The sequence below is a fragment of the Pseudomonas sichuanensis genome (genome assembly GCF_003231305.1).
Lineage (GTDB): Bacteria > Pseudomonadota > Gammaproteobacteria > Pseudomonadales > Pseudomonadaceae > Aquipseudomonas > Aquipseudomonas sichuanensis.
The window spans coordinates 15,416-41,060 of record NZ_QKVM01000054.1 but is presented as its reverse complement, the minus strand read 5'-3'; the positions used below and the strand labels follow the sequence as shown (position 1 = coordinate 41,060).

Below are 25,645 nucleotides of genomic sequence, written 5' to 3'. Positions count from 1 at the left end.
AGGCATTGTTGAAGGTGACAGTGTGCCGCAGAAGTTCATTCCCGAGCTCGTCTCCCTTTACCTGCAAGGGCGTTTCCCCTTCGACAAGCTGGTGAAGTTCTATAGCTTCGAGGACATCAACCAGGCAGCCGAAGACAGCGAAAAAGGCATCACTCTCAAACCGATCATTCGCATTGGCGGCTGAGTGACATACCCGGAGCGCATAGCGCTCCGGTGCTTCTCTAATAACAAAAAAAAGCAGGAATCCCTTCGTGCATATCATTTCCCGAAATTCCTTGGGCTTACTGGCGTTCGCGCTGAGTTCAACAAAAGCTCTGGCCGTCGACGTCAATGCTGGCGACTACACCGCCCTGCCCGCCGGTACCAATGTCGCCGCCTGGTATCAGCAATATAGCCATGCTGATCGCTTCAACGCTGATGGTGCGCCCGATAACCGGCGGGATACCAGTCTAAAATCGAATATCAGCATCCTGCGATTGATCCACTTCATGGACATCGGCGGTATGACCGTCGACCCGCAAATACTCCTGCCCTTCGGCCATGTGTACGACGCGCGTATCGCAGGCCAGTCGTTGGGTAGCGCCAGTGGTCTGGCCGACCCGATCATCGGCGCTACCTTCTGGCTGGTCAATCAGCCTGCCGCCGGGGCCAGTGGCCGCTACTTCGGAATTACCCCTTTTCTATACCTGCCGTGGGGCAGCTATGACAAACACGACACACTGAACCTTGGCGAGAACCGTTTTAAGGGCGATTTGCAGTTGGGCTGGGTTGAGCCACTGTGGGGTAAGGTATCCATGGAGCTGTACGGTGATGCCGTGGTGTATGGACATAATGATGATGCTGGCACCGGCAACCAGACGCTCAAACAAGACGCGACCTATCAGCTACAAGGCAACTTGCGCTATGACTTCAATCCGGCCCAACGCGTGGCTCTGGGCTACAGCACCAGCACGGGTGGCAAACAGTATCTAGATGGTAATTACACCGGGCAAAAAACCGAGGTGCAGCAAGTGCGCGCTGAATTCCAGCAAATGGTCGGTCGTACTGTGCAGCTCAGTGCGCAGCTAACCCATGATATCCATGTGGTAGGTGGTTTTCAGGAGGACATAGGCGTCAACCTAAGGGCGCTGCTGCCGTTTTGATCTTGACGTTGGTTTAACGAAGGTATACATCAAAGCGTGTCGTGACCAGCCTATAGCGGTCAACGGCACGACTCCAACCAATAAAAAGGTGTCTCGATGGATGCCCACACCCTGCACGATCAGCAACGTCTGGTAATTGCCCGCCAGCGTTTCGTCGAAGGTGTCGCCCTGCCCTCCAATCTTCTGCCGAGCACCATCGCTCACTCCTGGGCGCGATCACGTGAAGCCGGCCTGTTGCCCTGGCAATCCTGGCTGGCAGAACAGGACGACAGTCTGCTGCCGCTTGATGAGTCAGACCAGCAACTTGCAGAGTGTGTACGACCAGAAATCGACCGACTCTGGCAGCAAATCGGCGGTGCTTCATGGACAATTTTCTGCGTCAATACGCGGGGGGTCATCGTCCACGCGCGCCAAGCACGCACGCTCGACGGGCCACTGCTGCCGTTGCAAATTGGACGTCGCATTCAGGAATCCGACATTGGCACCACAGCACCCAGCTGCACCTTGGCCGAAGGTGTTCCGATGGTACTGATCGGCAACCAGCATTACCTCAGTGACTTCGAGCATTTCTTTTGCGTGAGTGTGCCCATCCGGGGCCTGCATGGTGAAGTGATTGGCGTGCTGGACATCACGGGGATCGGTGACCGTCAGGCTGGTGCTGTATTGGAACAATTGAGTCACGCGGCGATGGCGGCCGAAAATCGCTTTTTTACCACGCTGGGCGATTGCCGGATCCTGTCGCTGCAGCATGACCCACGACTGTTGGGTACGCCATTGCAGGGCCTCTTGGCAGTTGACCAGACAGGACGCATTCAAAATGCCAATCGCGCTGCCCAGCGATTGTTGGGACTTGAACAATTTCGCCCCATAGGCAAACGCCTGGATCAACTGTTCGAAGAAAGCAGCGCTATCGATCTGCACCGAGCACAGCAACAATTGACCCTCAGCGACGGTTCCCGGTTGTATGCACAGGTGATTGAGCAACGTCGAGAATCAACTGCGCTGCACGTCTGCTCCCCGCTCCTTTGCGTGTCCATACTGGGCGCCGACCCTCAGCTCAATCGCCAGTTGGACAACGCCCGCAAGGCCTTCGCTGCAGGCGTCCCCATTTTGCTGCAGGGCGAAACGGGCACCGGTAAAGAGGTATTCGCCCGAGCCTTACATGATCAATGGAACGCCCAAGCTCCCTTCGTTGCGATCAACTGCTCGGCGATCCCGGAAAGCCTGATCGAGGCTGAGCTTTTCGGTTATGTGGAAGGCACTTTCACCGGTGCGCGCAAAGGCGGGGCCAGCGGGCAACTGGAAGCTGCACATGGCGGAACCCTGTTATTAGACGAAATTGGTGATATGCCGGCGGCGCTGCAAACCCGGTTATTGCGGGTGCTCCAAGAGCGCGAGATCACTCGTCTGGGTAGCACGACACGGCGAGCCCTGGATGTACGGGTGATCAGTGCCACCCATTGCGATCTGCAGCAACGCATGCTTGATAAAAGTTTTCGTGAAGACCTTTATTACCGCCTCAATGGCCTGAAAATCCGCTTGCCGGCCTTGCGTGAACGTCAGGATCTGAACACCTTGATCGACCTCCTGCGCCAACGCTACGGCGCTCCACCGCTGGAGCACCAGGCATTAATGGCTCTGCACCGCCAGGTCTGGCCAGGCAACATTCGCCAACTGGAACAGACACTGCGCCTTGCGGCGGCGCTGGCCAGTGACCAACCGATGATACTGCTGGAGCACCTTCCAGCAGATATGCGAGCTGAAAGTGAGCAGGAGAGAGGGAGCGATTTGCAGGACGCCGTGCGCCGTACTGTCGAATCAGCGCTGCAGGCCAACGCTGGAAACATTTCTGCCACCGCCAGCCAGCTCGGTATCTCCAGGACCACGTTGTACAAAAAGCTGGGGCGGATTACCAAGTCTGAGTAATCAGCATCACAATAGGCTTCACGCCTTCCAGACCTCGATCAACGCATGAGCAACGCAAGGCAAGTTCGTCCCGTTGAGCCCAGCCATACACATGCGACCGCTGCCAAAGAGATAAACACCAAACTCATCGCGCAACCGTTCCACTTGCGAATGGGAGAGGCCAGTAAAGCTGAACATGCCCTTCTGCTGAACAAAAAAATCGAAGTTCCGTTCGGGCAATGCTTCTCTCAGGAGTGCTGCCTACATCTGCCGCATACTTGCAATCCGCAGACGTATTGCTTCTACCTCTTGTAACCACAACGCAAAAAGCATGGGATCGCTCAGCACCTGGGCGACAATTTCGGCACCGAAACGCGGGGGCTGGAGGAATTGCGTCTTACGGTCGCTTTCAGCTGGCCTAGGTGGTGTTCTCAATCAGGCCAGCCATATGACGGCTGACACTAGGCTCAACATCGACTGATAGTTTCTTGCCAGTCGTTCATACCTTGTTGCGATCCGGCGAAACTGCTTCAGCTTCTGGAAAAAGCGCTCCACCAAGTTGCGCGCCTTGTAGAGATGCCGATCCAGCTGGCGAGGTTTCAGGCGATTTCTTTTCGAGGGGATGACCGCTTCCGCGCCCCTGCGCTGGATAGCCCAATGAAGGCGTCAGAGTCATAGCCTTTGTCAGCCAATACCGCCTCGGGGGTAAAACCCTCGATCAGCGCTTCGGCTTGTCTGTATTTCGAGGCTTGACCAGGCGTCAGTAGCAGACGCACCGGATTGCCCATGGCATCTACGGCTGCGTAAATCTTGGTGCTCAGTCCCCCTCGGGATTTGCCCATGGCTTCGACGTCCTGATCGGTTTTTTTGCCGCGCCATGCTGATGAACGCGCACGATGCTGCCATCCACCATCAGATGCTCCAGATCAGCGTCAGCCGCGAGTGACGCCATGATTCGCAACCAAACGCCCTTGCGAAACCAAGCTGTATGTACCACAGAGTGTCCAGGACTACCCGACACTGCGGCCAATGATCGGAGGCACCCCACCATCAAGCACATCCGCGCTCACTGGGACGAGATTCTGCGTCTGGCAGCATCGATCAAGCAGGGCACCGTCACCGCCTCGCTGATGTTGCGTAAGCTGGGCAGCTATCCGCGCCAGAATGGCTTGGCCGTGGCCCTGCGGAAGCTGGGCCGGATTGAACGCACGCTGTTTATCCTGGACTGGCTGCAAAGTGTCGAGTTGCGTCGTCGTGTGCATGCCGGGTTGAACAAGGGCGAGGCGCGCAACTCCCTGGCCAGTGCGGTGTTCTTCGACCGCCTCAGTGAAATCAGGGATCGGAGCTTCGAGCAGCAGCGCTACCGGGCCAGCGGCCTCAACCTGATCACCGCCGCTATTGTGCTGTGGAGTCTACCTGGAGCGGGCAACCCAGGGGCTGACTGACGCCGGAAAGCCGGTGAACACCGACCTGTTGCAATACCTTTCGCCGCTGGGCTGGGAGCACATTAACCTGACCGGCGATTACGTCTGGCGGCAGAGCCGCAAGCTGGAAGACGGTAAATTCAGGCCGCTACGGCAGGTCGGAAAACCTTAGCGTACGATTTTTTCCGAATTCTGCGGGCTCCCCTGGAAAGGCGCTATAGCCTGGACGGTTTCCACGATGTGGAGGCGGTGTCCTATGCCGGCAACGGCCAACTGGTAATCGCCGAGGAGCGCCGGCAGAGCCTTGTTATCGTGGATGTCCCCCTCGCCGAAGGCAGTAAGCTTTCTCCCGGTCGCTCATTGAGCCGAGACCAGTATCCAGCTCTGACCTTGGCACTTGGCAAGGCGGACAACAAAGGCCTTGAAGGGCTCGCCTACGACCTGAAAGGTGATCGCTTGTTTGTGACCAAGGAGCGTGACCCTCGCCAATTGCTGGAAGTGGGCGGCCTTCGTGCCAGCCTGGCAGGAGGTTTTTCCCTGCACGTGCGCGACCTGTCCAACTTGGTAAAGGACAAGGTATTTGCCACTGACTTGTCTTCGGTCGTCTTCGATCAACAGAGTGGCCACCTGATATTGCTCAGCGACGAGTCGAAACTGCTGATTGAAATCACCGATGAGGGCAAGGTGGTGAGTTTCCGCTCCTTGGCGAGGGGGTTTGCTGGTTTGCTGAAAGGCATACCCCAAGCCGAAGGCGTAACCATCGACGATGAAGGGTATTTGTACGTGGTCAGCGAGCCGAACTTGTTCTATCGCTTTACCCGCGAGACAGACTGACCAGTCAACAAGCTACAGTCAGGCGTGGCCGGGACGCTTGAACTGTTAGCGTGCGATTTTTACGAATTCTGCGGGTTCCCCATCAGGGCCTAGTTGGGCCCTGGTTTCAGAGGGAGTGCGGTGACCTTACCGTTGGCAACCGCCTTCAGCTGAATCATCTCGAATATTAGTCGCTGGTTAACCGAAGCCAGCCGAGCTACCTCCGCTAAAAGCTGATCATTCTCTGCACGGAGCACCCTGTTCTTTTCTTTCTCGCTCATCAACGCTTGATGCTTAGAGTCTCGCTGGGCTCGCACCGACTTGCCAACGATGTTGCGAATCCTTTCCGCTATGCTTGGGTAAGTGTTATGGATGAGTCCCGGAGTCACACCTGCGGCACGGGCAACGGATGTGATGGAAAGCTTTCCGTCACCAGCAATGAGATCGTCGACGACCTTGTTGAGCGCGGCGAGTGTCTTCGACCTGGAGCGAATAGGAGAGTCAGGGCCCACCGCCTGTCTAGTCATTTGCCGCCTCCTCCATTTCCTCAACTGGAGAAAGGCCAAGGCTGGTAATTACATCTAGTGCAACCTGCAAGTCGCGTTCTGCGCGCTGCCTAACAGCCGGGCCTGCATCCTCAATTTTTATCAGCTCTCGCTGTTGAATGTAGATGTCCTGCCAAGTGCTGGCGAAGACTTCATCGATCACCGAATTTTTGCACCCTGGACACCGTGTGGCTTCGTATAGACCAGCACCTCCGCAGCCCCGCTCTGTGGCGATGCACCAGCCGTGTCCAGTCGCACGAATGTTGGCATGTGGGGCGGTCTGGGCAAGCAAAGCAGCTCTATCCTTGATTGGAATTGCCCGCAATTCCACAATCTTTTCGCCAGCGCCCCCTGCCAGTGGCTGATCATCGAGCCATGATTCGATCAGGTCAATTTTAAACTCTGTCATCTGCTGGAAGATCTCATCAAAGAGAGTCAGGTCTTGCTGCGGATTGGATGCATAGAGTTGGGTCATACTCATGCTGCTGTGTTTGAACTGCCATTTGAGGTAGATCAATGAAGTGCGGCCCATACGGGATTCTACAAAGCATCTTGCATATGTTCGCCTGCATTGATGCGTCCTCAACGGCCAATCGCTTCCAGCGGCTTTAGCTATACGGTCAAACGCAGCATTGGATGCTTGCCCGCTGAGAGCCTCAACATGATGGCTTTCCTGAACTTTCCCTCCTTGTGTGTTTCGTCCCAAAAATAGTTTATTCGCGTCTTTTCGGGCTTTTTCGAGCCTAAGGAGATGTTCAGTTGAATACGAAAAATCCCGATTGCTTGCAAGCTGTCTAATCTCTTCATCCAGCTCTTTTCTGATGGGTGCTGAATATTTTGCCAAAAGACTTAAAGCTTCAATCGTTAGTTCTGGCACAAGATATTCGACTTGGCCTTTACCTGTCTTGTGCTCGACTGTGGTCACCCAGCAAAAATTAATTCCATTTCTTAACTCTTTGCGCCAAGCGCCAACCTCAATTCCAATTGCCTCGTCATTGCGCATGCCGCTAGTGATTGAAACTATATACAGAACAGCATCTCTGCAACGAATTGCCATCCGTTCATCACTAGGATGATATCCAATACCATTGACTGCCAATTCGGCCTTCATCTCCCGGACAATGCTTTCGCAATAGTTGAAAATCCTAGATTGTTCATCATGAGGAATGATATCTGTTCGCCCGACGTTTTTAGTGGCAGCACCCAACCCTTTTACATTCGCGACCCCACAAATCCGCCACAATGTCGAATTACCCCAAGGATAACTCTGAATGGGAAACATCGTGTCGACAGAAAACACCCAAAGAAAATCAATAACCCGTAATCGCCCATACAGCGGGAGAGGCCTTAACTTCAATTCATATTTGCAATGATGAACGTAATTGCTGACATGGATCGGACGGACATCTGCAAAGCTTGAAACTCCTAGATTGTTTAACCAGCGAACAAAAGGCATCACGCTGACGACGGCGAAAGTAGTAATGCCCCGTGCGATAGGAGGTTTGGATCTAGGCATTCCTCTTTTAAACCAAGCATAAGCAACAGCTTTGCAGTCATCAATAAGCGCCCGAGGCATGCCCATATCCCAGTTGATGAATTTATAAGAATGAGCAATATTGGCCTGATCAAAAAACGGGCGAAGATCCCACTGTGCATCGCCAAACCTGCTAAGAACGAAGGTTTCTCCATCTTCATTAACGATAGCGCTGATCACGATTGCATCCCGCTCTGCGGGACTTAGACCATTCGCTGAAACTGGCTGTGCGATGAGGACATCATATGCCTTTAACACCGCATTCGTGGTTCTTATGCTCAAATTTCGCCGCCCAATTTTTTCTTCATGAACTCGATTTTTTTAGCCCAGAACAAGTGCGGAGATGACTCAGCCTGAGCCCTTGCTTGCGAAACCAATGCAAGATCAAACTTCTGGGTGAAATCATCTATCAATCGAATATAGTCAAACTGACGCTTGCGCCATGCGCCCCACTCGTCCGTGAGAAAGTATTCGACTTCTGCATACAAGAATTGTTGGTAGCTGAACAGCCGGTATAAGTCCTCCAAGGTGCCTACAATTGCATAGCTAGGGCAACCGAGGCAGTGGATGAATTCAGAACAATGATTGACGCCATCCTTTGGTGCCAGACTACCGTAAAGGCTATCTTTGCAGCCGCCTGGTGGGGTTGGTATAACGTTTATGCCACGTAGTTTGTCCGGAAAAGCCTCCCCAACAAATGTCGCCCCGTCGACCTTGATCTCATCGTTGATTTTCAAATAGTGATTATCGGCGACACCAGGGGTATGACCCATAACGGAGGAAACTTCTATAATGTCGCCACCGCTCAGTTTCCACAAACGGCTTTCCATAGTCTTTCGCAGCCGACTAAGCGTGACATTTAGCCGATTGCCTTGATCATCCTGAAGCGCATGACGCTCACAAATGCTTTTTGCCGTGACATATAAAGCACCGGGTGTAAGGGTAACGATGTCGTTCGAGCGGCCAGGCTGGCCCGAGCGATATAACCACACACATGAAGATATTTCATCAGGTGCCAGTGCTACGAGTGGCTTAGAAATCTCCAGCGCCTTATTGAGGACTGCCACCCCATCCAGGGGAATAGCACTGTACTCATCTAGCAGATTAGTCTGACGGATTGTTTTGCTCTGTGCGCCTTTACCTCGACGTTTGACGGTAGTAATCAACCTGAGATTAGGAATAAATGGGTGAGGCTGTAGGGCATCCCTTTTCATCTCCAAGAGCGGCGTAGTATTGATTCCAGACCTTGCCGCAGTAATTAGTAGCAATACAGCCATCGCCTCCGCGCCATTTCCAAGGAATGTACCCTTATGGATGGCAATAAGATCTGACTTCAAAGCGCCAATCAGCCTTTGCATTTCACCCAAGGTGAGCGGATCTGCATCTTTAGTGCTCTGCGAATTATTAGGAAATGGATTGAGGGGCAAAAGATCGTCAAGATTAACTTCAATAAATCCATATTCAGCCAAAACAACAACTAACGACTTGAAGCTAGTATAGTAATTCTTGGCTGTCGAGCCGTTAGGGTATTTTAGCCTCAGCCAAGAGACGTATCGATCCAAGTGGCTTTTGGTAAGACTGTTTGGCGTTGCAGGTGGCGACTTGACCGAACCTCCACTCAAGAAATTTATAAAAAATCTCAGCCCGTTCGTAGAGTAACCAATCAAGGTCGTCACTGAGAAGTTTCCTCCTTGTAGCAAAGCTTTGATAACGTGAAGACTTTGAATTGCCCAAGCGTCGAAGCCCAAGCCTAAATATTTCGTATGATCGAGTTGCCTGTGGTTTCTCGGGTTTCTCGGCAGGTCAATCTTGATATCATCTTCGACAGCCTCGAATCCTTTTGTAACCGACCGCATAACCGCCTTGTAGCTTTTTTGCCGAGCCAATGGTGCTACCTCAAATACGCGAAACCGAATCAGTCATAAACATCATGTCAATTTCGTCCTCGTGAGCAAGGACGGATTGGGCTTCAAGCTGGTTTATGAGATGCAAATAGATCATAGTTGTTTGCACATCTGAATGCCCCAGCCTATCTCGGACATACAACAATGGCTCACCTTCAAACTCTTTGCTTTTTCGAAGAGCAAGCAAGGTATAAGTCCCATAGGTGTGGCGTAGCATGTGGGCCCGAACATAGAAACCGCACTTTCTTTCATAGGACTTCATAACGTCCACTACGGAATCTTTTGAATAATGCCTGCCTTCATTAGTCAGCAGCAGCGCGGTAACACGTCCATCACCATTGGACTTACGAACCTCTCGTTGGTGAAGGGAGTAAGACCACATGCTCTCCATCAACGACCATGGCACGTCGATAGTTCTAGGCCGGTCGTACTTGATATGCATGTCTGAAGGATCAAGAGCAACACTGATCATTTGCCTTGGGCGCAGTCCCTTCTTCAACCTGGGGTTGAACACATATTTGAGAGGAAAAGACCTCGCTTCACAGGAGCGAAGGCCGGTACGCACCATGAGGTGGAACAATATCTGGTGGCTTGGATCGGTATCCAGGGCAAGGCATACCTTGACTTGATCCTTGGTCAGGAATTTGGTCAAGCGCTTTCGGTCGCGAACCATCACCGAAACTTTCGTGCTCTCGGCTCCGGGCAGAGCGATATGACTGAGAAGACCGGAATGTTGGGCAACTCTTACCCTTTTCTCACCGAAGGGCAGCACAGTTATCAGGTTGCGCTGCTTAGCCCATCGGTAGAACCTCACGATCAAGGCCAGACGATTGTTCACCGTGCCGGGATCAAGTGCTAATTCTCCGCTCGACCAATCCCTGTACCTCGACAGAGCACTCAGACCGTGAGCCGGGCTTTCCTCGTCCCAGCCCAATCCATTGGCTTCCAGGAAGGCAAAGTAATCGTACAGACGCCGTCCATAGGCTTCCCAAGTCAAATCGCTTAGGGCCTCACCTGACTCGATAAGCGTGTGCCAAAGGAAGGATTGAGCTGGCTCGACTGGCCATCCCTCTGACCCAATCAGCAACGGAAAGCCTTCAAAGGATCGACCTGCTAATGCTAGGTCTTTTGTTGCGAATACCAGCCTCATGCCGCTGCCCTAAAACACTTCCAATGGATTGCCTTATGAAGCCTGGAAACTGCTGTTCCAGAGGGGTTCAGAAGGTGGCGCGGACTCTACAGGATTTACTAACGATTCCCACCCCTCAGATCGTTGTTGCTCAGCACCACGATCGGCGTGCGCGCAAGGTCGGGGCGGAACACCCGCTCGCAGCTGGCGTAGAAGCTGTTGTTCTGGGGCTTGATAAAAGTTAGAAGGTAAGTACTTTATAAACAGTAATTTAGAAAGCAACCATAGAAGCATTGGTTTAGATCATAGGTTGGGGGGGCGGTTGATGGAGCTTGTGTGGGCTACTGAACTCTTGGTGATTGGCGGTCGCCCGTATCCAGGCTTTCCGATCTTGCTTTGGGACACGATGGACAGTTGCGTTCCTGCCAATGAATTCATGCGCCACTTTCTATTGCGGGGAGCCATTGGGTCGCGGAAATCTTGGCCAAGCACGGGGCGTGCTCTTTACGACTTTTTCAGTTTCCTTCAGGCACATGAGCTCGACTGGCGAGACGTAGATCGTGGCGAGGCCAAGAGTGTCGTTGCCGGTTACCGGGACTACTGCCTGGTGGAGTGTCAGTTGGCCCGATCAACAACCCGGCAACGACTCCACTATATCTGCAAGTTTTATGAGTATGCCCAGCAGCAGGAATGGGTGAGCAGACTGCCGTTTGGTTATGAGGAGCGGAAGATCAAGCGGGCTCCCGGCTTTCTTGCACACATCGATGCCAGCGGCGGAAAGGCAATGGTGAACGACGTCATGCCGCGTCAGCATCGGGTGCTGCCGAAGTTCCTCAGCATGGATGAGATTAAGGAGTTGCTGGAGAAGGCGGAAAATCCGCATCACCGAATGATGATTCGACTTGGACTTCAGACTGGCCTGCGGCGAGCGGAAATCGCCTCTTTTCCGTTGGCGTATGTCTTCGATCCGGACAAAGCCGGTAGGCACGAGCGCAACATCCGGATTCGCCTTGATCCACACGATGGTCACGGAATGCGAACGAAGGGAAGCAAGCCGCGTGACATCTATATCAGTCGACGCTTTCTCGCGGATCTGTACCGGTATGTAGTGCAGGTTCGTGGTGAGCGGGCTTCACTGAGTCGTACTCAACACAAATCGCTGTTCTTGAATCAGTTCGGTGAGCCCTACGCCGATGATGGTAAACGCATCGAACGCATTGTCCGAGAAATTGGCAAGCGTGCGGATATCAAGGTTCATACGCACATGCTTCGCCACACCTACGCGACCCATACTCTGGTCGCCCTTCAGCGCAATGGCAGCAGCCTGGAACCGCTCGTGTTTGTGCAGCGGCAGCTCGGTCATAGTTCGATCCAGACGACGATGGTGTACCTGCACTTGGTCAACGAACTGGCCGACAACGCGGTGCTGGCTTACGACGATGAACTGTCTGACGACTTGGGAGCTGTTTAATGGGGAAGCGCAAGGTCTTCTTAAAGACCGACCTCAATATCCCGCAAGTCGAGCATAGTCACGACGCGAACGGGTCTGTCATTGTTCTGCCCGAAGTGATTCCACCTGTCCACACAAAGGTCAATTTCGGAAGGAATGCCACGCGTTCCCGAGGCATCGACTTCGCTTTCTGGTACGGCGTGGGTATCGATTCAATCACGTATGCCTGTCAGCGACAGACTGAACGCTTTCTGGCCCAGCAGGACACTGGGGTCGAAGCGAGTACCGTAGCAAGCTTCTGTAAAGGCGGTTTACGCCACTTCCTTAACTTCATGATTTTGCGTGCAACCGCGCTCAGCCGTGAGTTGACCCTGAACGCCATCGATCGCGCATTGATTGACGATTTTCTTGGCTACCTTGCTGGATTGGGCATTACCACGCTTAGCCAGAGTACTCACTACACCGGTATGAAGTGCGTCCTTCACGCGTTGGGCCGCAGAGGGATAATTTCGTTGGTCACCACAGGGGACGATGCGACGTTTCCGCGAAACCCGTTCCCAAACAGTGGCAAGAGTAAGGGGGAAACGCCACTACCGAAACGTCAGCGACAAGCGTTCACCTCAGCATTAAAACAGGCGACCCTGCCAATCTGGAATGAAGACGCCGTTGTGACAGGTGAGCTACTGGCTTATGCCTTGTTGACCGTTGCGCTGCACACCGGGCGTAACGCCACGCCGCTGCTGGAGATGGGGCACGATTGCCTGCGCGCTCACCCCAAAGACAACAGTGTCTTTTTGGTCCTCTGGAAACGTCGCGGACACAGCAGCAGTAAAGTGGCTCTGCGCGCAGAGAGCGCCACTGAGCGTCGTCTGGAGTCGACCCCAACCATCAAAACCAACATTGAACGCCTGATCCGCCGTGTCCTTGCTCACAGTGAAACGCTGCGTGCGGAGGCTCCGAACGACATCAAGGATTGCGTTTGGCTGTATCGCGTGCACCGTGGTCCAGGCGTCGGCACGGTCATTGTCCTGACGGATTCAGCGTTGAAACTAGCGGCCAAAAAATTGGTGACTGATTATGGACTCGTCGATACGGATGGTCGGCCGCTGCGCATCAACATCTCTCGACTACGTAAAACGTTTGCCAACCGAATATTCGAATTGCTCGCGGGTGACCTGATGACCACGGCCATCGCGCTTGGTAACACACCACAGGTGGCCGGACGAAATTACTTGGCACCTAGCGCAGACGCGAGGCGCAACTGGCAGTTTATGGGCGAGATAATGGTTCAGGAACTGCTCAGCCGGACCATTGGCGCTACTTACAAAACTACCCCAATGGGGCGCTGTGGTGATCCGGTGAACGGCCAATATGCACCAAAACGTGAGGGGGAAGCGTGCTTCTCATTCCTCAACTGTCTGCGATGCAAACATTACGCGGTCACGGGAGACGATTTGCACCGGCTATTTAGTTTTTACTTCCGTGTGTTTGCGGAGCGTACCCGCATGAACAAGCGGCGTTGGGCGCAGGAATACGCGCATATTCCTCGATTGATTGACGACTATATCGTGGCTGAAGGGCTGCGGCGTGGAACCTTCAAATCGGCCGTCGTTGAAGCTGCTCGCGAGCAGGCTCGCCGCGATCCGCACCCGTTTTGGTCGTCCGATGTAGTGGAAAGTCTGGAGATGTTTGCATGAGCAAAAGCAATGTGGCCATGTTGCCTTGGGCAAGCATCGAACTACAACCAGGGGATATACGTGAGTTGCCCGAGGGCGACCGCGAAGCACTCATTGTCAGCGCCATCCATGTTGATGGCCACTGGGTCATCCTCAGTCGCTATCGCGACAACATTTGGCAGCTCGAAGGGTTGACTAGCAATGTACCGGACAACATGAGGAATTTGGACTTCAATCGAGTACCCGCTGCGTTTGTAACGGTGATGAAGTCCCTCTTGTACCGCTACCTACGGCGCGGTCGCGCAGGGCAGAAGCGTCCCGTGGCAAGTACTTTGCGCAATGTTTTTGAAAATGTATTGCCCTTTCTACGGTATCTAAGCGCGCTTAAGCTCGGTCACTTCGGCGCTGTAACGCCCATGATCTGTGCAAATTACGTCGCCGAGTGCAAGGAGATCCGACAGACGCGTCGCAATCGGGGGCAGGCGCTGTCTCCGGCGGCCCTTGAACGTCGTTTTATGTCAGTCGAGGCGCTTCATGAACTCAGTCAGTACACCAACGACCCAATCCCAAGACATCCCTGGCCTGATACATCGGCGAGAGCCCTGGCCGGTAGAGCCTCCCTCAACAGTGAGGCCGGCAAAACGCCGTTGATACCAGATGAGGTGTTTTGTACTTTGTTCGAGAAGGCCTATGAACAGGTTCAGCGCGGTGAGCGTCTGCTCGATCTGCGCGACGCCCTCGATAGCGTCGCAGTAGCGCGCAAGGGACAGGTGATCAGATCAGTTCAGGAGCATAAGGTTCGCCAGCTGACGGCTCTTGGGTGGGAAGGCGGGCTTGAGACATTCAACCAAGCGATTAAAGATTTGAGAACTGCCTCCTATATCGTTCTGGCCAGCACCTCCGGTTGCCGGAATCATGAGTTGGCCAACGTAAAATCTGGCGCGCACCACCGTACGGAAGACGATGAAGGCACGGTCTTCCACTGGCTGCGCTCCACATCGGAAAAAACCGATACCGGCGTGCACGACTGGATGATTCCAGAAATTGCTGTGCACGTGTTGCGCCTAATGGAGCGTTGGGCCGAGCCGTACCAGGCGATGATCGACGCTGAGATCGCCGAGCGAAGAATGCTTAACTCGAGTGATCCGCAAATCGCCACGGCGCAGAAGCATCAGCAGGCTCTCTTTCTCGGGGTGGCTGCCACGAAGCGTAATCAAGTTCGTACCCTCTCGGGTTCGGCATGGAACATGTGCCTCAAAGCGTTCGCGAAGAGCTGTGGTCTGATCTGGATCTTAGCCAGCCATCAATTTCGCCGTAAATTCGCCAACTACGCAGCGCATAGCCAGTTTGGCGACCTGCGTTACCTGCGTGAGCATTTCGCGCACTGGTCCATGGACATGACCTTGGGCTACGCCATGGATCAAGATTGGGGGCAGCATCTCGATATCGAACTGTACGAAGACATCCAGTCAGAACTCGAAGACATCAAGTCCGAGGTCGTCGGTACTTGGCTGGGGGACACACCACTGACTGGCGGCTACGGTCGATCGATCAAGCATTGGCAGCGCGATTCGGCGAACCTCGCGATCTTCAAGAACCACGCCTCGATGGTGACCTCGATTGCTGAGAGCACCGCGATTCGAAGTAATGGTCATGCCTGGTGTACCGCCGCCGATGATCGTTGCGTCGGCAACACCATGGAGCGAACGCGCTGCGGCGACTGCAACAACGCCGTGATTGGAGGTGCCCATGTTGGTATCTACCAGCGTCTTTATGGCAACTTGAAGGGGTTGTTGGATTGCAACGATATTGGTGACGGTGGTCGACAGCGCGTATTGCGTGATTTGGATCGCTGTCGTGACGTGCTTATGCAGCTTGGATACGACCCGGAGGCGAACGTAGTATGACGATCAAACGCAAGCCCTCGGACGCCCGCGAGCGGGATTTGCAACTCGCGCTCGCGCGCATCCAGCGTGGTCGGACGCACACCGGAGAATCCAAGGTCACCATCGCCGCGGTGGCGCGTGAGGCCGGTGTTTCGACGGCGCTGATCCACAATCACTACCCAAATATCGCCGAAGCGATCCGTGAAGCTCAGGGACGTTCGAGTCGTGCTCAGCGGGATGTGAAACACCAGGATCTCTTGGCTGAACGCGAGAAAAATCGAATGCTCCGCCAAGAGAATGAGGAGCTACGCGTGAAGATTGCCAACCTCGCCTCGATTAACGAGGTATTGATAGCCGAGACCCGTGTTCTAAAGGCAAAGCAGAGCGACCCCAAGGTAGTAGATCTACCCTCGGGCAAGTTGTAATTCCGTAAGCTCTCGCTCTCTAAATGTGCTACGAAAATGCTCTGATACTCCCTCCAAGTATGTTCTGTCCGTCGGACGGAATCTGCCAGAAGGGAAGGACTTACAAAAAAATCACTGGGGAGTGTCAGCCAAACAACATGCCGCAGACGAATCGTTTCAAGAAGTGTGCCCATAACCGTCCGTCCAACACACCTTCCTGATCCCAACGCTAAGGGCGATTGTGTGCAAGTGATGCGACTGCTGTTCAGTGGGAATGTGATCTGGCAACGTATCGGTCGGCAACCCATTGAGCAGCAGGTCCCCTCAACACCAGTGTTCCTCGATGCATAATTTGACGAGATAGAGGTAGCAAGCTCTAATTCCAGTAATGCATCGTGGCGATGCTCTAAAGCCAGCGATAGAGGAGTCGGACATGAGCAAGGCTCTGTTTTTTACAACAGCTCTCCGATGTAGTGTCTGTAGAACAGCAGTACTCCAGCGCTCTCGACCCGGCGCGCAATCAGGTTGCAGTGACGCTTCTCGGTGATCAGCAAGGACGCATCGCCCAGGCGGAGGGGTTTAGCGTGAAGTCGGCACCTGCGCTGGTATCGACCACCAATCATTCACATCAACTTCGGTGCCGCGCTCGCGGACTGAAGTACTGAGGCAACCATGAAGCGCTTACTCGCTGCACTGACACTGGCAACCCTCGTCAACCCTGTCCTGGCGACAGATGCGGAAGTGCCGTACCCGACCGGCTACCGCGACTGGCACCACGTCAAGAGTATGGTCATTGACCAGGGACATCCGCTTTACGAAGCCTTCGGCGGCATCCATCACCTGTATGCCAATAAGCAAGCGATGGAAGGTTACCGATCAGGTAAGTTTCCGGATGGCGCGGTCATCGTGTTCGATTTGCTGGACGCGAAGCGGGCCGACAATGCTGTGACCGAAGGAGCGCGCAAGGTTGTGGGCGTCATGCACAAGGATGCGAAGCAGTTCAGTGCGACGGGGGGCTGGGGGTTCGAAGGCTTCGGCAGCGGTGACTCAGCCAATCGCGTCGTGCGTGCCAAGGCGACGACCGCCTGCTTTGCCTGCCATACCCCGCAAAAAGATCACGACTACGTGTTCAGCCGCTTGCGTGACTGAGCGAGAAACATCGACAGTTTTGCGGTGGTCTCAGAGTGACAAATGAGCCAATGGTTCAATAAGGTTTCTGAAATTAATGCGACTTTTCTCAAATTAACGCAGACTTCATATTCGCCTGCTAGCTGAAGCCTTCAATTGATGTGGCGGGGGTAACGCAATCTCTCAAGAATGAAACTCTTGGTCGGATTTACCTTGTTGGGTGGTCGTCATGATGCTCGGACGTTTGCCCTTTACGCGGCGCTGCTCCAAGCGTGACATGGTTCAAAATCATTCATACTGGTTAAAATTGGTTCAGGCTGAATCAATTTACAACCCTAACGAATAGAGCTTACTTGTTTGAGTATTCATATGGATTGAATTGGCTGTCGATTACGAAGCGAAAGGGAGCGCTTACGTCTTTCGCAACGTGCGTTTGGTCAATTAGGTGGTGTGGAGGCAAACGCTGAAGGCAAATACGAAAGTGGCAAACGCATGCCTAAAGCTGATTATCTCGCAGCCATCACGAATCACGGTGTAGACATTCTCTTCGTGCTCACCGGCACGAATACGCCGATTTCTGCCGACAGTCTCAACCAAGTCGAAAAAAAGATACTGGTTAGCTTCAGAACCTTCGGGCATGGGCAGCCCGTAAGCTGCGCATCACTGGCACGCCTGACCCGCAGACCCTGCAACTCATCTTGCAGCAGTTATTGCGATGATTTCTCCTCCCGCTGGAGCCCGCATCTGGATCGCCGCCGGTGTCACGGACATGCGCCGTGGCTTCGACGGTTTAGCCGCACTGGTGCAGACTCAGCTTAAAGCCGATCCGTTCTCCGGTCAGATTTTCGCCTTTCGCGGACGGCGCGGTGACCGGATCAAATTGCTGTGGTGGGACGGCGACGGGTTGTGCCTGTTTTGCAAACGGCTGGAACAAGGGCGCTTCGTCTGGCCGCAAGCAACCAGCGGCAGCGTGTCGCTGACGGCTGCGCAGTTGTCGATGCTGTTGGAAGGCATTGATTGGCGCAGGCCAATTCGTACAGCACCTGTCCTCGCGGTCTGACTTGCCACGCTGAAAAAAATCCCAAGTAACATTCGGTCATGACTCTCGCGACCGACTCTCTGCCTAACGATCTTCAAGTCTTGAAGGCTCTGGTCTCTGCCCAGCGGGCAGAGATTGAGCGCTTGAAAATGATGATCGCCAAGCTGCGTCGTACGCAGTTCGGTCGCAGCTCCGAGCAACTGGACGCGATGATCGATCAGCTCCAACTGAGTCTTGAAGAGTTGCAAGTCAGCCAGACGGAACTGACGCCGCCAACCGAACCGCCACCTCGCCCTATCTCTCGGCGCAAGCCATTACCTGAACACCTGCCTCGCGAAATTCACGTCCATCAGCCCGAATCACAATGTTCTGGTTGCGGTGGGAAACTTCGCCTGCCGTCAGTGCCAAACGACCGGCACCACGGCTACCGGCAACTCGAACTTCTCAGTAGCCGCCCAGCAATGCCTTGAACACTTGCGTAGGTCCAATCCGAAGTTCTCCGCGGGCTCCAGCCCATAAGACGCTGCCTTGGGATAATGTTCGTAACTGCGCGCACGATGTTCGTAACGAACTTTTTTCAACAAATCCAATGCGGGTGTAATGGTAGCTCTTGGCTTGGCGGCTGAAGAAAAATGGTGTGCTGGATTCTAGGTCATTGATCGACACAAGGCTCTATTTGGCCAATTTCCAAAGGGCTACCAGCGCTTGTTGCCGCTCGTCAGAGAGAGGCGCTGATTAAGCAAGAACGATGATTCATGTGACTAATGACTAATAGTTGAATTGGGTTTTTATTCACTTTCGACCTTTGACACCAGTGTTCAATGTCTGTATTTTTCGAATGTGAACATTTTGCGAATGTTCCACTGCAACACTCGGCAGCAAGCTCGAGATCGAAGGGGATCTTGCTTCAGTGAAAATCGCGCTTTGACCCTGATGAAAAAGCGCCCGACAACAACAAAAAACGAGGTTTTCAATGACGACTGCATTACAACAACCTTCGCTCTCGAGCCAATGCATGGCCGAGTTCCTGGGTACTGCTTTACTGATCTTCTTTGGTACGGGCTGTGTTGCCGCGCTCAAGGTCGCGGGTGCCAGCTTTGGCCTTTGGGAAATCAGCATCATCTGGGGGATCGGCGTGAGCATGGCGATCTACCTGACCGCCGGTGTTTCCGGCGCCCACCTCAATCCGGCAGTCAGTATTGCGCTGTGCATTTTTGCCGACTTTGAAAAGCGCAAACTACCGTTCTACATCTTCTCCCAGGTCGCTGGCGCCTTCTGCGCAGCGTTGTTGGTTTACACGCTTTACAGCAACCTGTTCTTCGATTTCGAACAAACGCACCATATGGTTCGCGGCACACAAGCCAGCCTGGAACTGGCCTCGGTGTTCTCGACCTTCCCGAACCCTGCCTTGTCGACGGGCCAAGCATTTCTGGTTGAAGTGATCATCACCGCCATTCTAATGGGCGTGATCATGTCCCTGACCGACGACAACAATGGTCTACCAAAGGGCCCACTGGCGCCGTTGCTGATCGGTCTGCTGATTGCCGTGATCGGCAGCTCGATGGGCCCGCTGACCGGTTTTGCGATGAACCCGGCGCGCGATTTCGGTCCTAAATTGATGACCTTCTTCGCCGGCTGGGGTGAAATATCTTTTACCGGCGGGCGCGATATTCCGTACTTCCTGATTCCGATTTTTGCACCGATCATCGGTGCCTGCCTCGGCGCTGCCGCCTATCGCGGGCTGATTGCCCGCCATCTACCCAGCGTCATACCTGCTACAAAGGATGCAGAACACGCCTGCAGAACACGCCATTGACGGCAAAGTAAAAGTTTCTTGAAAGCGGCGGCGCGAAATCCTGCCCAACCCTGATCTCGCGCCCCCACCCCCCCTTATTTCGTCCAAGGCAATCGACATGACCGACATTCAGAATAAGAACTACATCATTGCCCTCGATCAGGGTACGACCAGCTCCCGGGCGATCATTTTCGACCGCGACGCCAATGTGGTCTGTACCGCTCAGCGCGAATTCGCCCAGCATTACCCGCAAGCCGGTTGGGTCGAACACGACCCGATGGAAATCTTCGCCACCCAAAGTGCGGTGATGGTCGAGGCCCTGGCTCAAGCCGGCCTGCATCACGATCAGGTTGCCGCCATCGGCATCACCAACCAACGCGAAACCACCGTAGTCTGGGACAAGACCACCGGCCGCCCGATCTACAACGCAATCGTCTGGCAGTGCCGACGTAGCACCGAGATCTGCCAGCAGCTCAAACGCGATGGCCATGAACAGTACATCCGCGAAACCACGGGCCTGGTTACCGACCCGTACTTCTCCGGCACCAAGCTGAAGTGGATTCTCGACAACGTCGAAGGTAGCCGCGAACGCGCCCGCAACGGCGAGTTGCTGTTCGGCACCATCGACAGCTGGCTGATCTGGAAATTTACCGGCGGCAAGATCCACGTTACCGACTACACCAACGCTTCGCGGACCATGCTCTTCAACATCCACACCCTGGAGTGGGATGCGAAGATGCTTGAGATACTGGATATCCCGCGGGAAATGCTGCCAGAGGTAAAGTCGTCCTCGGAAATCTACGGCCATACCAAAAGCGGTATCGCCATCGGCGGCATTGCCGGCGACCAACAGGCTGCTCTGTTCGGTCAGATGTGCGTCGAGCCAGGCCAGGCGAAAAACACCTACGGCACCGGCTGCTTCTTGCTGATGAACACCGGCGACAAGGCCGTGAAATCCAAGCACGGCATGCTCACCACCATCGCGTGTGGCCCACGCGGCGAAGTCGCTTACGCGCTGGAAGGCGCGGTGTTCAACGGCGGTTCCACCGTGCAGTGGCTGCGTGACGAGCTGAAAATCATCAACGACGCTCACGACACCGAATACTTTGCCGGCAAGGTCAAAGACAGCAACGGCGTGTACCTGGTCCCGGCCTTCACCGGTCTAGGCGCACCGTACTGGGACCCGTATGCCCGTGGTGCGCTGTTCGGCCTGACCCGTGGCGTACGCGTGGATCACATCATTCGCGCGGCCCTGGAATCGATTGCCTACCAGACCCGCGACGTGCTCGACGCCATGCAACAGGATTCGGGCGAACGCCTCAAAGCCCTGCGCGTCGACGGCGGTGCAGTCGCGAACAACTTCTTGATGCAATTCCAGGCGGACATTCTCGGCACTCACGTCGAACGCCCACAAATGCGTGAAACCACTGCCCTGGGCGCTGCCTATCTGGCAGGTCTGGCCTGTGGCTTCTGGGGCAGCCTGGACGAACTGCGTGGCAAAGCCGTGATCAAGCGCGAATTCGAACCTCACTTGGCCGAAGCAGAGAAGGAAAAACTCTACGCCGGCTGGCTAAAAGCCGTGAGCCGCACCCGCGATTGGGAACCGCACGAAGAGGCTAAGTAAGCCAGAGCACTGACTCGTATCCGTATGTAACTGGCAGGGAGTGGATTCCTGCGGCATCATGGGCAAATTTTGCACGGCAGCCCAAAGGAAGCCCCATGAATCTGCCTCCCCGTCAGCAGCAAATCCTCGAGCTGGTCCGCGAACGCGGTTACGTCAGCATCGAGGAAATGGCTCAGCTGTTCGTCGTTACACCGCAGACCATCCGCCGCGATATCAATCAATTGGCGGAAGTAAATTTGTTGCGTCGCTATCACGGCGGCGCTGCTTACGATTCAAGCGTAGAAAACACTGCCTACGCCATGCGTGCCGATCAAATGCGCGATGAGAAACAACGCATCGCCGAAGCTATCGCCGCCCAGATTCCCGATCACGCCTCGCTGTTCATCAACATCGGCACCACCACCGAATCCATCGCCCGGGCGCTGCTCAATCACACCCAGCTCAAGGTGATCACCAACAACCTGCACGTCGCCTCGATCCTCAGCGCCAAGGATGATTTCGAAGTCCTGCTCGCTGGCGGCAATGTGCGCCGCGACAGCGGTGTCGTCGGCCAGGCCAGCGTCGATTTCATCAACCAGTTCAAGGTCGACTTCGCCCTGGTCGGTATCAGCGGGATCGACGAAGACGGCAGCCTGCTGGATTTCGACTATCAGGAAGTGCGGGTATCCCAGGCAATCATCGCCAATGCCCGACAAGTAATACTGGCGGCCGACTCCAGTAAATTTGGTCGTAACGCCATGGTTCGACTGGGACCGATCAGCCTGATCGATTGCCTGGTCACCGATCAGCCGCCAGTGCCGGCGCTGGCGCAGCTACTGAGTCAACACAAGATTCGCCTCGAGGTTGTTTAACCCCAAGGGCGGTTAAGCCCGCACTACAAATCCCCCCCCCCCGCACATCTAAATGTTCGAAAATGTTCCTTTAGCGGCCCTTCGATGAGTATTTTCAATCGAAGTTAAGTGGTCGCGGGCGTCAATTTCGGTTGCAATTTTCGAAAATGAACATTAATGTTCGAATTCAAATGCACAACAAAGCCCTGAGGCCTGCCGATGCTCACTTCTACCTTGCCTACGCCCCCTCTCGCTGAGGTCTACGATATCGCCGTCATCGGTGGTGGGATCAATGGCGTGGGGATCGCAGCGGATGCCGCCGGTCGCGGTCTTTCGGTGTTCCTTTGCGAAAAGGACGACCTGGCCAGCCACACGTCGTCGGCCAGCAGCAAACTGATCCACGGCGGCCTGCGCTACCTCGAACATTACGAATTCCGCCTGGTTCGAGAAGCCCTGGCCGAGCGCGAGGTGCTGCTGGCCAAGGCGCCGCACATCGTCAAGCAGATGCGCTTCGTGTTGCCACACCGCCCGCACCTGCGACCTGCATGGATGATCCGCGCCGGTCTGTTCCTTTATGACCACCTGGGCAAACGGGAAAAACTTGAAGGTTCGAAAAGCCTGAAGTTCGGTCCGGACAGCCCGCTGAAAAGCGAAATCACCAAAGGCTTCGAATATTCCGATTGCTGGGTCGATGACGCTCGCCTCGTCGTATTGAATGCCATGGCCGCCCGCGAGAAAGGCGCTCATGTTCACACCCAAACCCGCTGCGTCAGCGCCCGGCGCAGCAACGGTTTGTGGCACCTGCACCTGGAACGCGCTGACGGCAACCTGTTTTCGATTCGCGCCAAGGCGCTAGTGAATGCGGCCGGCCCCTGGGTCGCCAAGTTCATTCGCGATGACCTGATGTTGGAATCACCGTATGGCATCCGCCTGATCCAGGGCAGCCACCTGATCGTGCCGAAACTCTACGACGCGCCGAATGCTTTCATTCTGCAGAACGAAGACCAGCGCATCGTGTTCGCTATTCCGTATCTGAACCACTTCACCCTGATCGGTACCACCGACCGCGAATACACCGGCGACCCGGCCAAAGTGACGATCACCGAAGGCGAAACCGATTACCTGCTCAAGGTGGTCAACGCGCACTTCAAGAAGCGACTGAGCCGCGAGGACATCCTGCACAGCTACTCTGGCGTTCGCCCACTGTGCAATGACGAATCCGACAACCCTTCGGCCGTGACTCGCGACTACACCCTGGCCCTGTCCGGCAGTGCGGCAGAGGCGCCATTGTTGTCGGTGTTCGGGGGCAAGCTGACGACTTATCGCAAACTGGCCGAATCGGCCCTGGCGCAACTGGCGCCGTTCTTTAAAGGCATCAAGCCGAGCTGGACCGCGCAATCGACTCTGCCCGGCGGCGAAGACATGACCACCCCGCAGGCATTGAGCTCGCTGATTTGCGACAAGTTCGACTGGATGCCAAGCGAAATCGCAAGCCGTTGGGCCACCACTTATGGCAGCCGCACCTGGCGCATGCTGGAAGGCGTGCAGAACCTGAGCGATCTGGGCGAACACATCGGCGGCGGGCTCTACACCCGTGAAGTCGATTACCTGTGCAGTGAAGAGTGGGCCACCACCGCGCACGACATTCTGTGGCGCCGCAGCAAGCTCGGTTTGTTTATCACACCGGCGGAACAGGAAAACCTCAAGGACTACCTGAATAAGGTCGAGCAGAACCGCAGCAAGATCGAAACGGCCTGATCGGGAGTCCGGTTAAAGCAAAGCCCCTGAACTCTACGATTCAGGGGCTTTCTACCGCGAATCATGACCGACCTTCGAGCATCCCGGCCGGCTTCGGCGTGCCGGGCTCGAACAATTCGCGCATGGGTTAGCGAAGCAGGGCTTCGGATTTATACGGGGCGCTATTCATACGAACGTATTTGAAGTGGTGACTGTCATGCAACGCAGAACAAAAATTGTGGCTACATTGGGGCCAGCAACCGAATCATTCGAAGCCATCGAGGGGTTGGTCAAAGCAGGCGTGGATGTCGTGCGTCTGAATTTTTCTCACGGCAAGGCGGAGGATCACATTGCCCGGGCGAGGTTGGTCCGTGAGCTGGCTGCCAAGCATGGCCGCTTCGTGGCGGTGTTGGCTGATTTGCAAGGTCCGAAAATTCGAATTGCGCGATTCGCGCAAGGAAAGGTGATCCTGGAAAAGGGTCAGCAGTTCGTTCTCGACGCTTCCCTGGACAAGAATGCAGGGGACCAGCAGCGAGTCGGTATTGACTACGAAGCGCTGATCACCGATAGCCGTCCGTACGACATTTTGCTGCTTGATGATGGGCGAATCGAGCTTAGGGTCCTGAAGGTCGAGGCGACGCGATTGATCTGCGAAGTCCTGGTCAGCGGGCCGCTTTCGAACAACAAAGGGATCAACCGCAAAGGTGGGGGATTGTCTGCGTCGGCACTGACCGAGAAGGACTTCGCCGATATCAAGACTGCCGCAGAAATGCAGGTGGACTACCTGGCTGTGTCGTTCCCACGCGATGCTTCGGATATGGAATTGGCGCGTCGGTTGCTGCATGAAGCTGGAGGGCAGGCAGGCTTGATCGCGAAGATCGAGCGCGCAGAAACCGTCAACGATCTACGTATTCTGGACGCGATCATTGAAGCATCGGAAGGTGTAATGGTCGCTCGTGGCGATCTGGGCGTTGAGATTGGCGATGCAGAATTGGTGGCCGTGCAAAAGCTGATTATTGACCGTGCTCGCACACTGAATCGCGTGGTAATCACGGCGACGCAGATGATGGAGTCGATGATCACTCAATCTATGCCGACCCGTGCTGAAGTGTTCGACGTGGCCAATGCGGTGCTGGATGGTACCGATGCGGTGATGCTCTCCGCTGAAACCGCGGCCGGTGCCTATCCGATCGAGACGGTTGAGGCCATGCACCGGATCATTATCGGTGCGGAAAAACACCCTCAATCCCATCGCTCCAAGCACCGTGTCGATCAAGTGTTCCACAAGATCGACGAATCCATCGCGATGTCAGCGATGTATGCAGCCAACCATCTGCATGGCGTCAAAGCCATCATCTGCATGACGGAGAGCGGCGATACCCCTCGTTTGATGTCGCGCATTCGCTCGCACCTGCCCATTTTTGCATTCTCTCGCAATCTGGCTACTCAGAACCGGGTCACGCTGTTCCGTGGTGTCACCACCATTCCGTTCGACAGCGATGATTTCGACCCTGAGTTGGTGAACGAGAAGGCCGTTGCGGAGCTGACCCGGCGTGGCGTCGTCAAGGCTGGCGATCACGTGCTGATTACCAAAGGCGACTACGCCAACGCCCAAGGTGGCACGAACTCCCTTCGAGTCGTGTGCGTCGGTGAAGCCATTCGCTGAGTGAGGAAGGACTG

20 protein-coding genes and 7 pseudogenes are annotated in these 25,645 nt (G+C 54.8%); 18 read left to right on the top strand and 9 right to left on the bottom strand.

Annotated features, from left to right (window positions below):
• The 3 genes and pseudogenes from DM373_RS23505 to DM373_RS23495 form a co-directional block, all read left to right on the top strand.
• Positions 1-184, top strand: a pseudogene (locus tag DM373_RS23505) (NAD(P)-dependent alcohol dehydrogenase); the annotation flags it as partial.
• 67 nt (positions 185-251) lie between these two features.
• On the top strand, positions 252-1,142 hold the full coding sequence (locus DM373_RS23500; protein ID WP_110995835.1) for a transporter: 891 nt from the start codon (positions 252-254) through the stop codon (positions 1,140-1,142).
• Positions 1,143-1,238: 96 nt separating this feature from the next.
• On the top strand, positions 1,239-3,068 hold the full coding sequence (locus tag DM373_RS23495) for a sigma-54-dependent Fis family transcriptional regulator (protein WP_021018598.1): 1,830 nt from the start codon (positions 1,239-1,241) through the stop codon (positions 3,066-3,068).
• Between the two features lie 18 nt (positions 3,069-3,086).
• Here the strand turns inward: DM373_RS23495 and DM373_RS29465 are convergent, their stop codons facing one another.
• The 3 genes from DM373_RS29465 to DM373_RS23480 all read right to left on the bottom strand — a co-directional run bounded on the left by DM373_RS29465 (position 3,087) and on the right by DM373_RS23480 (position 3,889).
• Positions 3,087-3,287, bottom strand: coding sequence for an aminotransferase class I/II-fold pyridoxal phosphate-dependent enzyme (locus DM373_RS29465; RefSeq protein WP_038405178.1), 201 nt, complete (start codon positions 3,285-3,287; stop codon positions 3,087-3,089).
• 195 nt (positions 3,288-3,482) lie between these two features.
• The gene (locus tag DM373_RS29800; RefSeq protein WP_356632538.1) at positions 3,483-3,650 is read right to left on the bottom strand and encodes a transposase; all 168 of its coding nucleotides are present in this window, start codon (positions 3,648-3,650) and stop codon (positions 3,483-3,485) included.
• Positions 3,647-3,889: a transposase gene (locus DM373_RS23480; RefSeq protein WP_079386423.1), complete on the bottom strand. Its 243-nt coding sequence runs from the start codon at positions 3,887-3,889 to the stop codon at positions 3,647-3,649. Before DM373_RS23480 ends, DM373_RS29800 begins: the two co-directional genes overlap by 4 nt.
• Positions 3,890-4,022: 133 nt before the next feature.
• On the opposite strand from DM373_RS23480, the pseudogene DM373_RS23475 reads away from it, so the two are divergent.
• Positions 4,023-4,643: pseudogene (locus DM373_RS23475) on the top strand (Tn3 family transposase); the annotation flags it as partial.
• Positions 4,644-4,675: 32 nt separating this feature from the next.
• Positions 4,676-5,305, top strand: a pseudogene (locus tag DM373_RS23470) (SdiA-regulated domain-containing protein); the annotation flags it as partial.
• An 89-nt stretch (positions 5,306-5,394) separates the two neighbouring features.
• Here DM373_RS23470 and DM373_RS23465 read toward each other — a convergent pair.
• From DM373_RS23465 to DM373_RS29930, 5 genes and pseudogenes are all read right to left on the bottom strand, one after another.
• Positions 5,395-5,811: a TetR family transcriptional regulator gene (locus DM373_RS23465; protein WP_079384160.1), complete on the bottom strand. Its 417-nt coding sequence runs from the start codon at positions 5,809-5,811 to the stop codon at positions 5,395-5,397.
• The gene (locus DM373_RS29115) at positions 5,804-7,543 is read right to left on the bottom strand and encodes a tyrosine-type recombinase/integrase (protein ID WP_223271185.1); all 1,740 of its coding nucleotides are present in this window, start codon (positions 7,541-7,543) and stop codon (positions 5,804-5,806) included. Before DM373_RS29115 ends, DM373_RS23465 begins: the two co-directional genes overlap by 8 nt.
• Positions 7,544-7,641: 98 nt before the next feature.
• Entirely contained in the window at positions 7,642-9,249 is a 1,608-nt protein-coding gene (locus tag DM373_RS23455; RefSeq protein WP_032904191.1) for a hypothetical protein, read from the bottom strand.
• 10 nt (positions 9,250-9,259) lie between these two features.
• On the bottom strand, positions 9,260-10,417 hold the full coding sequence (locus tag DM373_RS23450; RefSeq protein WP_028692960.1) for a tyrosine-type recombinase/integrase: 1,158 nt from the start codon (positions 10,415-10,417) through the stop codon (positions 9,260-9,262).
• A 119-nt stretch (positions 10,418-10,536) separates the two neighbouring features.
• A pseudogene (locus DM373_RS29930) lies at positions 10,537-10,632 on the bottom strand (Y-family DNA polymerase); the annotation flags it as partial.
• Between the two features lie 89 nt (positions 10,633-10,721).
• Here DM373_RS29930 and DM373_RS23445 point away from each other — a divergent pair.
• The 8 genes and pseudogenes from DM373_RS23445 to DM373_RS23405 all read left to right on the top strand — a co-directional run.
• The gene (locus DM373_RS23445) at positions 10,722-11,867 is read left to right on the top strand and encodes a tyrosine-type recombinase/integrase (RefSeq protein ID WP_041506144.1); all 1,146 of its coding nucleotides are present in this window, start codon (positions 10,722-10,724) and stop codon (positions 11,865-11,867) included.
• Positions 11,867-13,543 carry a hypothetical protein gene (locus tag DM373_RS23440; protein ID WP_041506143.1) on the top strand — a complete coding sequence of 559 codons (1,677 nt, stop codon included), beginning with the start codon at positions 11,867-11,869 and terminating at the stop codon, positions 13,541-13,543. Before DM373_RS23445 ends, DM373_RS23440 begins: the two co-directional genes overlap by 1 nt.
• On the top strand, positions 13,540-15,429 hold the full coding sequence (locus tag DM373_RS23435) for a site-specific integrase (RefSeq protein ID WP_041506142.1): 1,890 nt from the start codon (positions 13,540-13,542) through the stop codon (positions 15,427-15,429). Before DM373_RS23440 ends, DM373_RS23435 begins: the two co-directional genes overlap by 4 nt.
• The gene (locus tag DM373_RS23430; RefSeq protein WP_041506141.1) at positions 15,426-15,833 is read left to right on the top strand and encodes a TetR/AcrR family transcriptional regulator; all 408 of its coding nucleotides are present in this window, start codon (positions 15,426-15,428) and stop codon (positions 15,831-15,833) included. Before DM373_RS23435 ends, DM373_RS23430 begins: the two co-directional genes overlap by 4 nt.
• Before the next feature lie 651 nt (positions 15,834-16,484).
• A complete protein-coding gene (locus DM373_RS23420) occupies positions 16,485-16,961 on the top strand; it encodes a cytochrome P460 family protein (RefSeq protein WP_041506140.1) in 477 nt (158 codons plus the stop codon).
• A gap of 357 nt (positions 16,962-17,318) precedes the next feature.
• Positions 17,319-17,567 (top strand): annotated as a pseudogene (locus DM373_RS29325) (helix-turn-helix domain-containing protein); the annotation flags it as partial.
• 88 nt (positions 17,568-17,655) lie between these two features.
• Entirely contained in the window at positions 17,656-18,000 is a 345-nt protein-coding gene (gene tnpB / locus DM373_RS23410; protein ID WP_041506139.1) for an IS66 family insertion sequence element accessory protein TnpB, read from the top strand.
• A 38-nt stretch (positions 18,001-18,038) separates the two neighbouring features.
• A pseudogene (locus DM373_RS23405) lies at positions 18,039-18,371 on the top strand (transposase domain-containing protein); the annotation flags it as partial.
• 15 nt (positions 18,372-18,386) lie between these two features.
• Here the strand turns inward: DM373_RS23405 and DM373_RS29320 are convergent.
• A pseudogene (locus DM373_RS29320) lies at positions 18,387-18,581 on the bottom strand (YbaK/EbsC family protein); the annotation flags it as partial.
• Between the two features lie 371 nt (positions 18,582-18,952).
• Here DM373_RS29320 and DM373_RS23395 point away from each other — a divergent pair.
• From DM373_RS23395 to pyk, 5 genes are all read left to right on the top strand, one after another.
• A complete protein-coding gene (locus tag DM373_RS23395) occupies positions 18,953-19,795 on the top strand; it encodes an MIP/aquaporin family protein (protein ID WP_057978705.1) in 843 nt (280 codons plus the stop codon).
• 97 nt (positions 19,796-19,892) lie between these two features.
• On the top strand, positions 19,893-21,398 hold the full coding sequence (gene glpK / locus DM373_RS23390; RefSeq protein ID WP_060501489.1) for a glycerol kinase GlpK: 1,506 nt from the start codon (positions 19,893-19,895) through the stop codon (positions 21,396-21,398).
• 95 nt (positions 21,399-21,493) lie between these two features.
• Positions 21,494-22,249: a DeoR/GlpR family transcriptional regulator gene (locus DM373_RS23385; protein ID WP_057978701.1), complete on the top strand. Its 756-nt coding sequence runs from the start codon at positions 21,494-21,496 to the stop codon at positions 22,247-22,249.
• 198 nt (positions 22,250-22,447) lie between these two features.
• Positions 22,448-23,986, top strand: coding sequence for a glycerol-3-phosphate dehydrogenase (glpD, locus tag DM373_RS23380; protein ID WP_057978699.1), 1,539 nt, complete (start codon positions 22,448-22,450; stop codon positions 23,984-23,986).
• A gap of 196 nt (positions 23,987-24,182) precedes the next feature.
• Positions 24,183-25,631, top strand: coding sequence for a pyruvate kinase (gene pyk / locus DM373_RS23375; RefSeq protein ID WP_057978697.1), 1,449 nt, complete (start codon positions 24,183-24,185; stop codon positions 25,629-25,631).
• Positions 25,632-25,645: the final 14 nt, after the last annotated feature.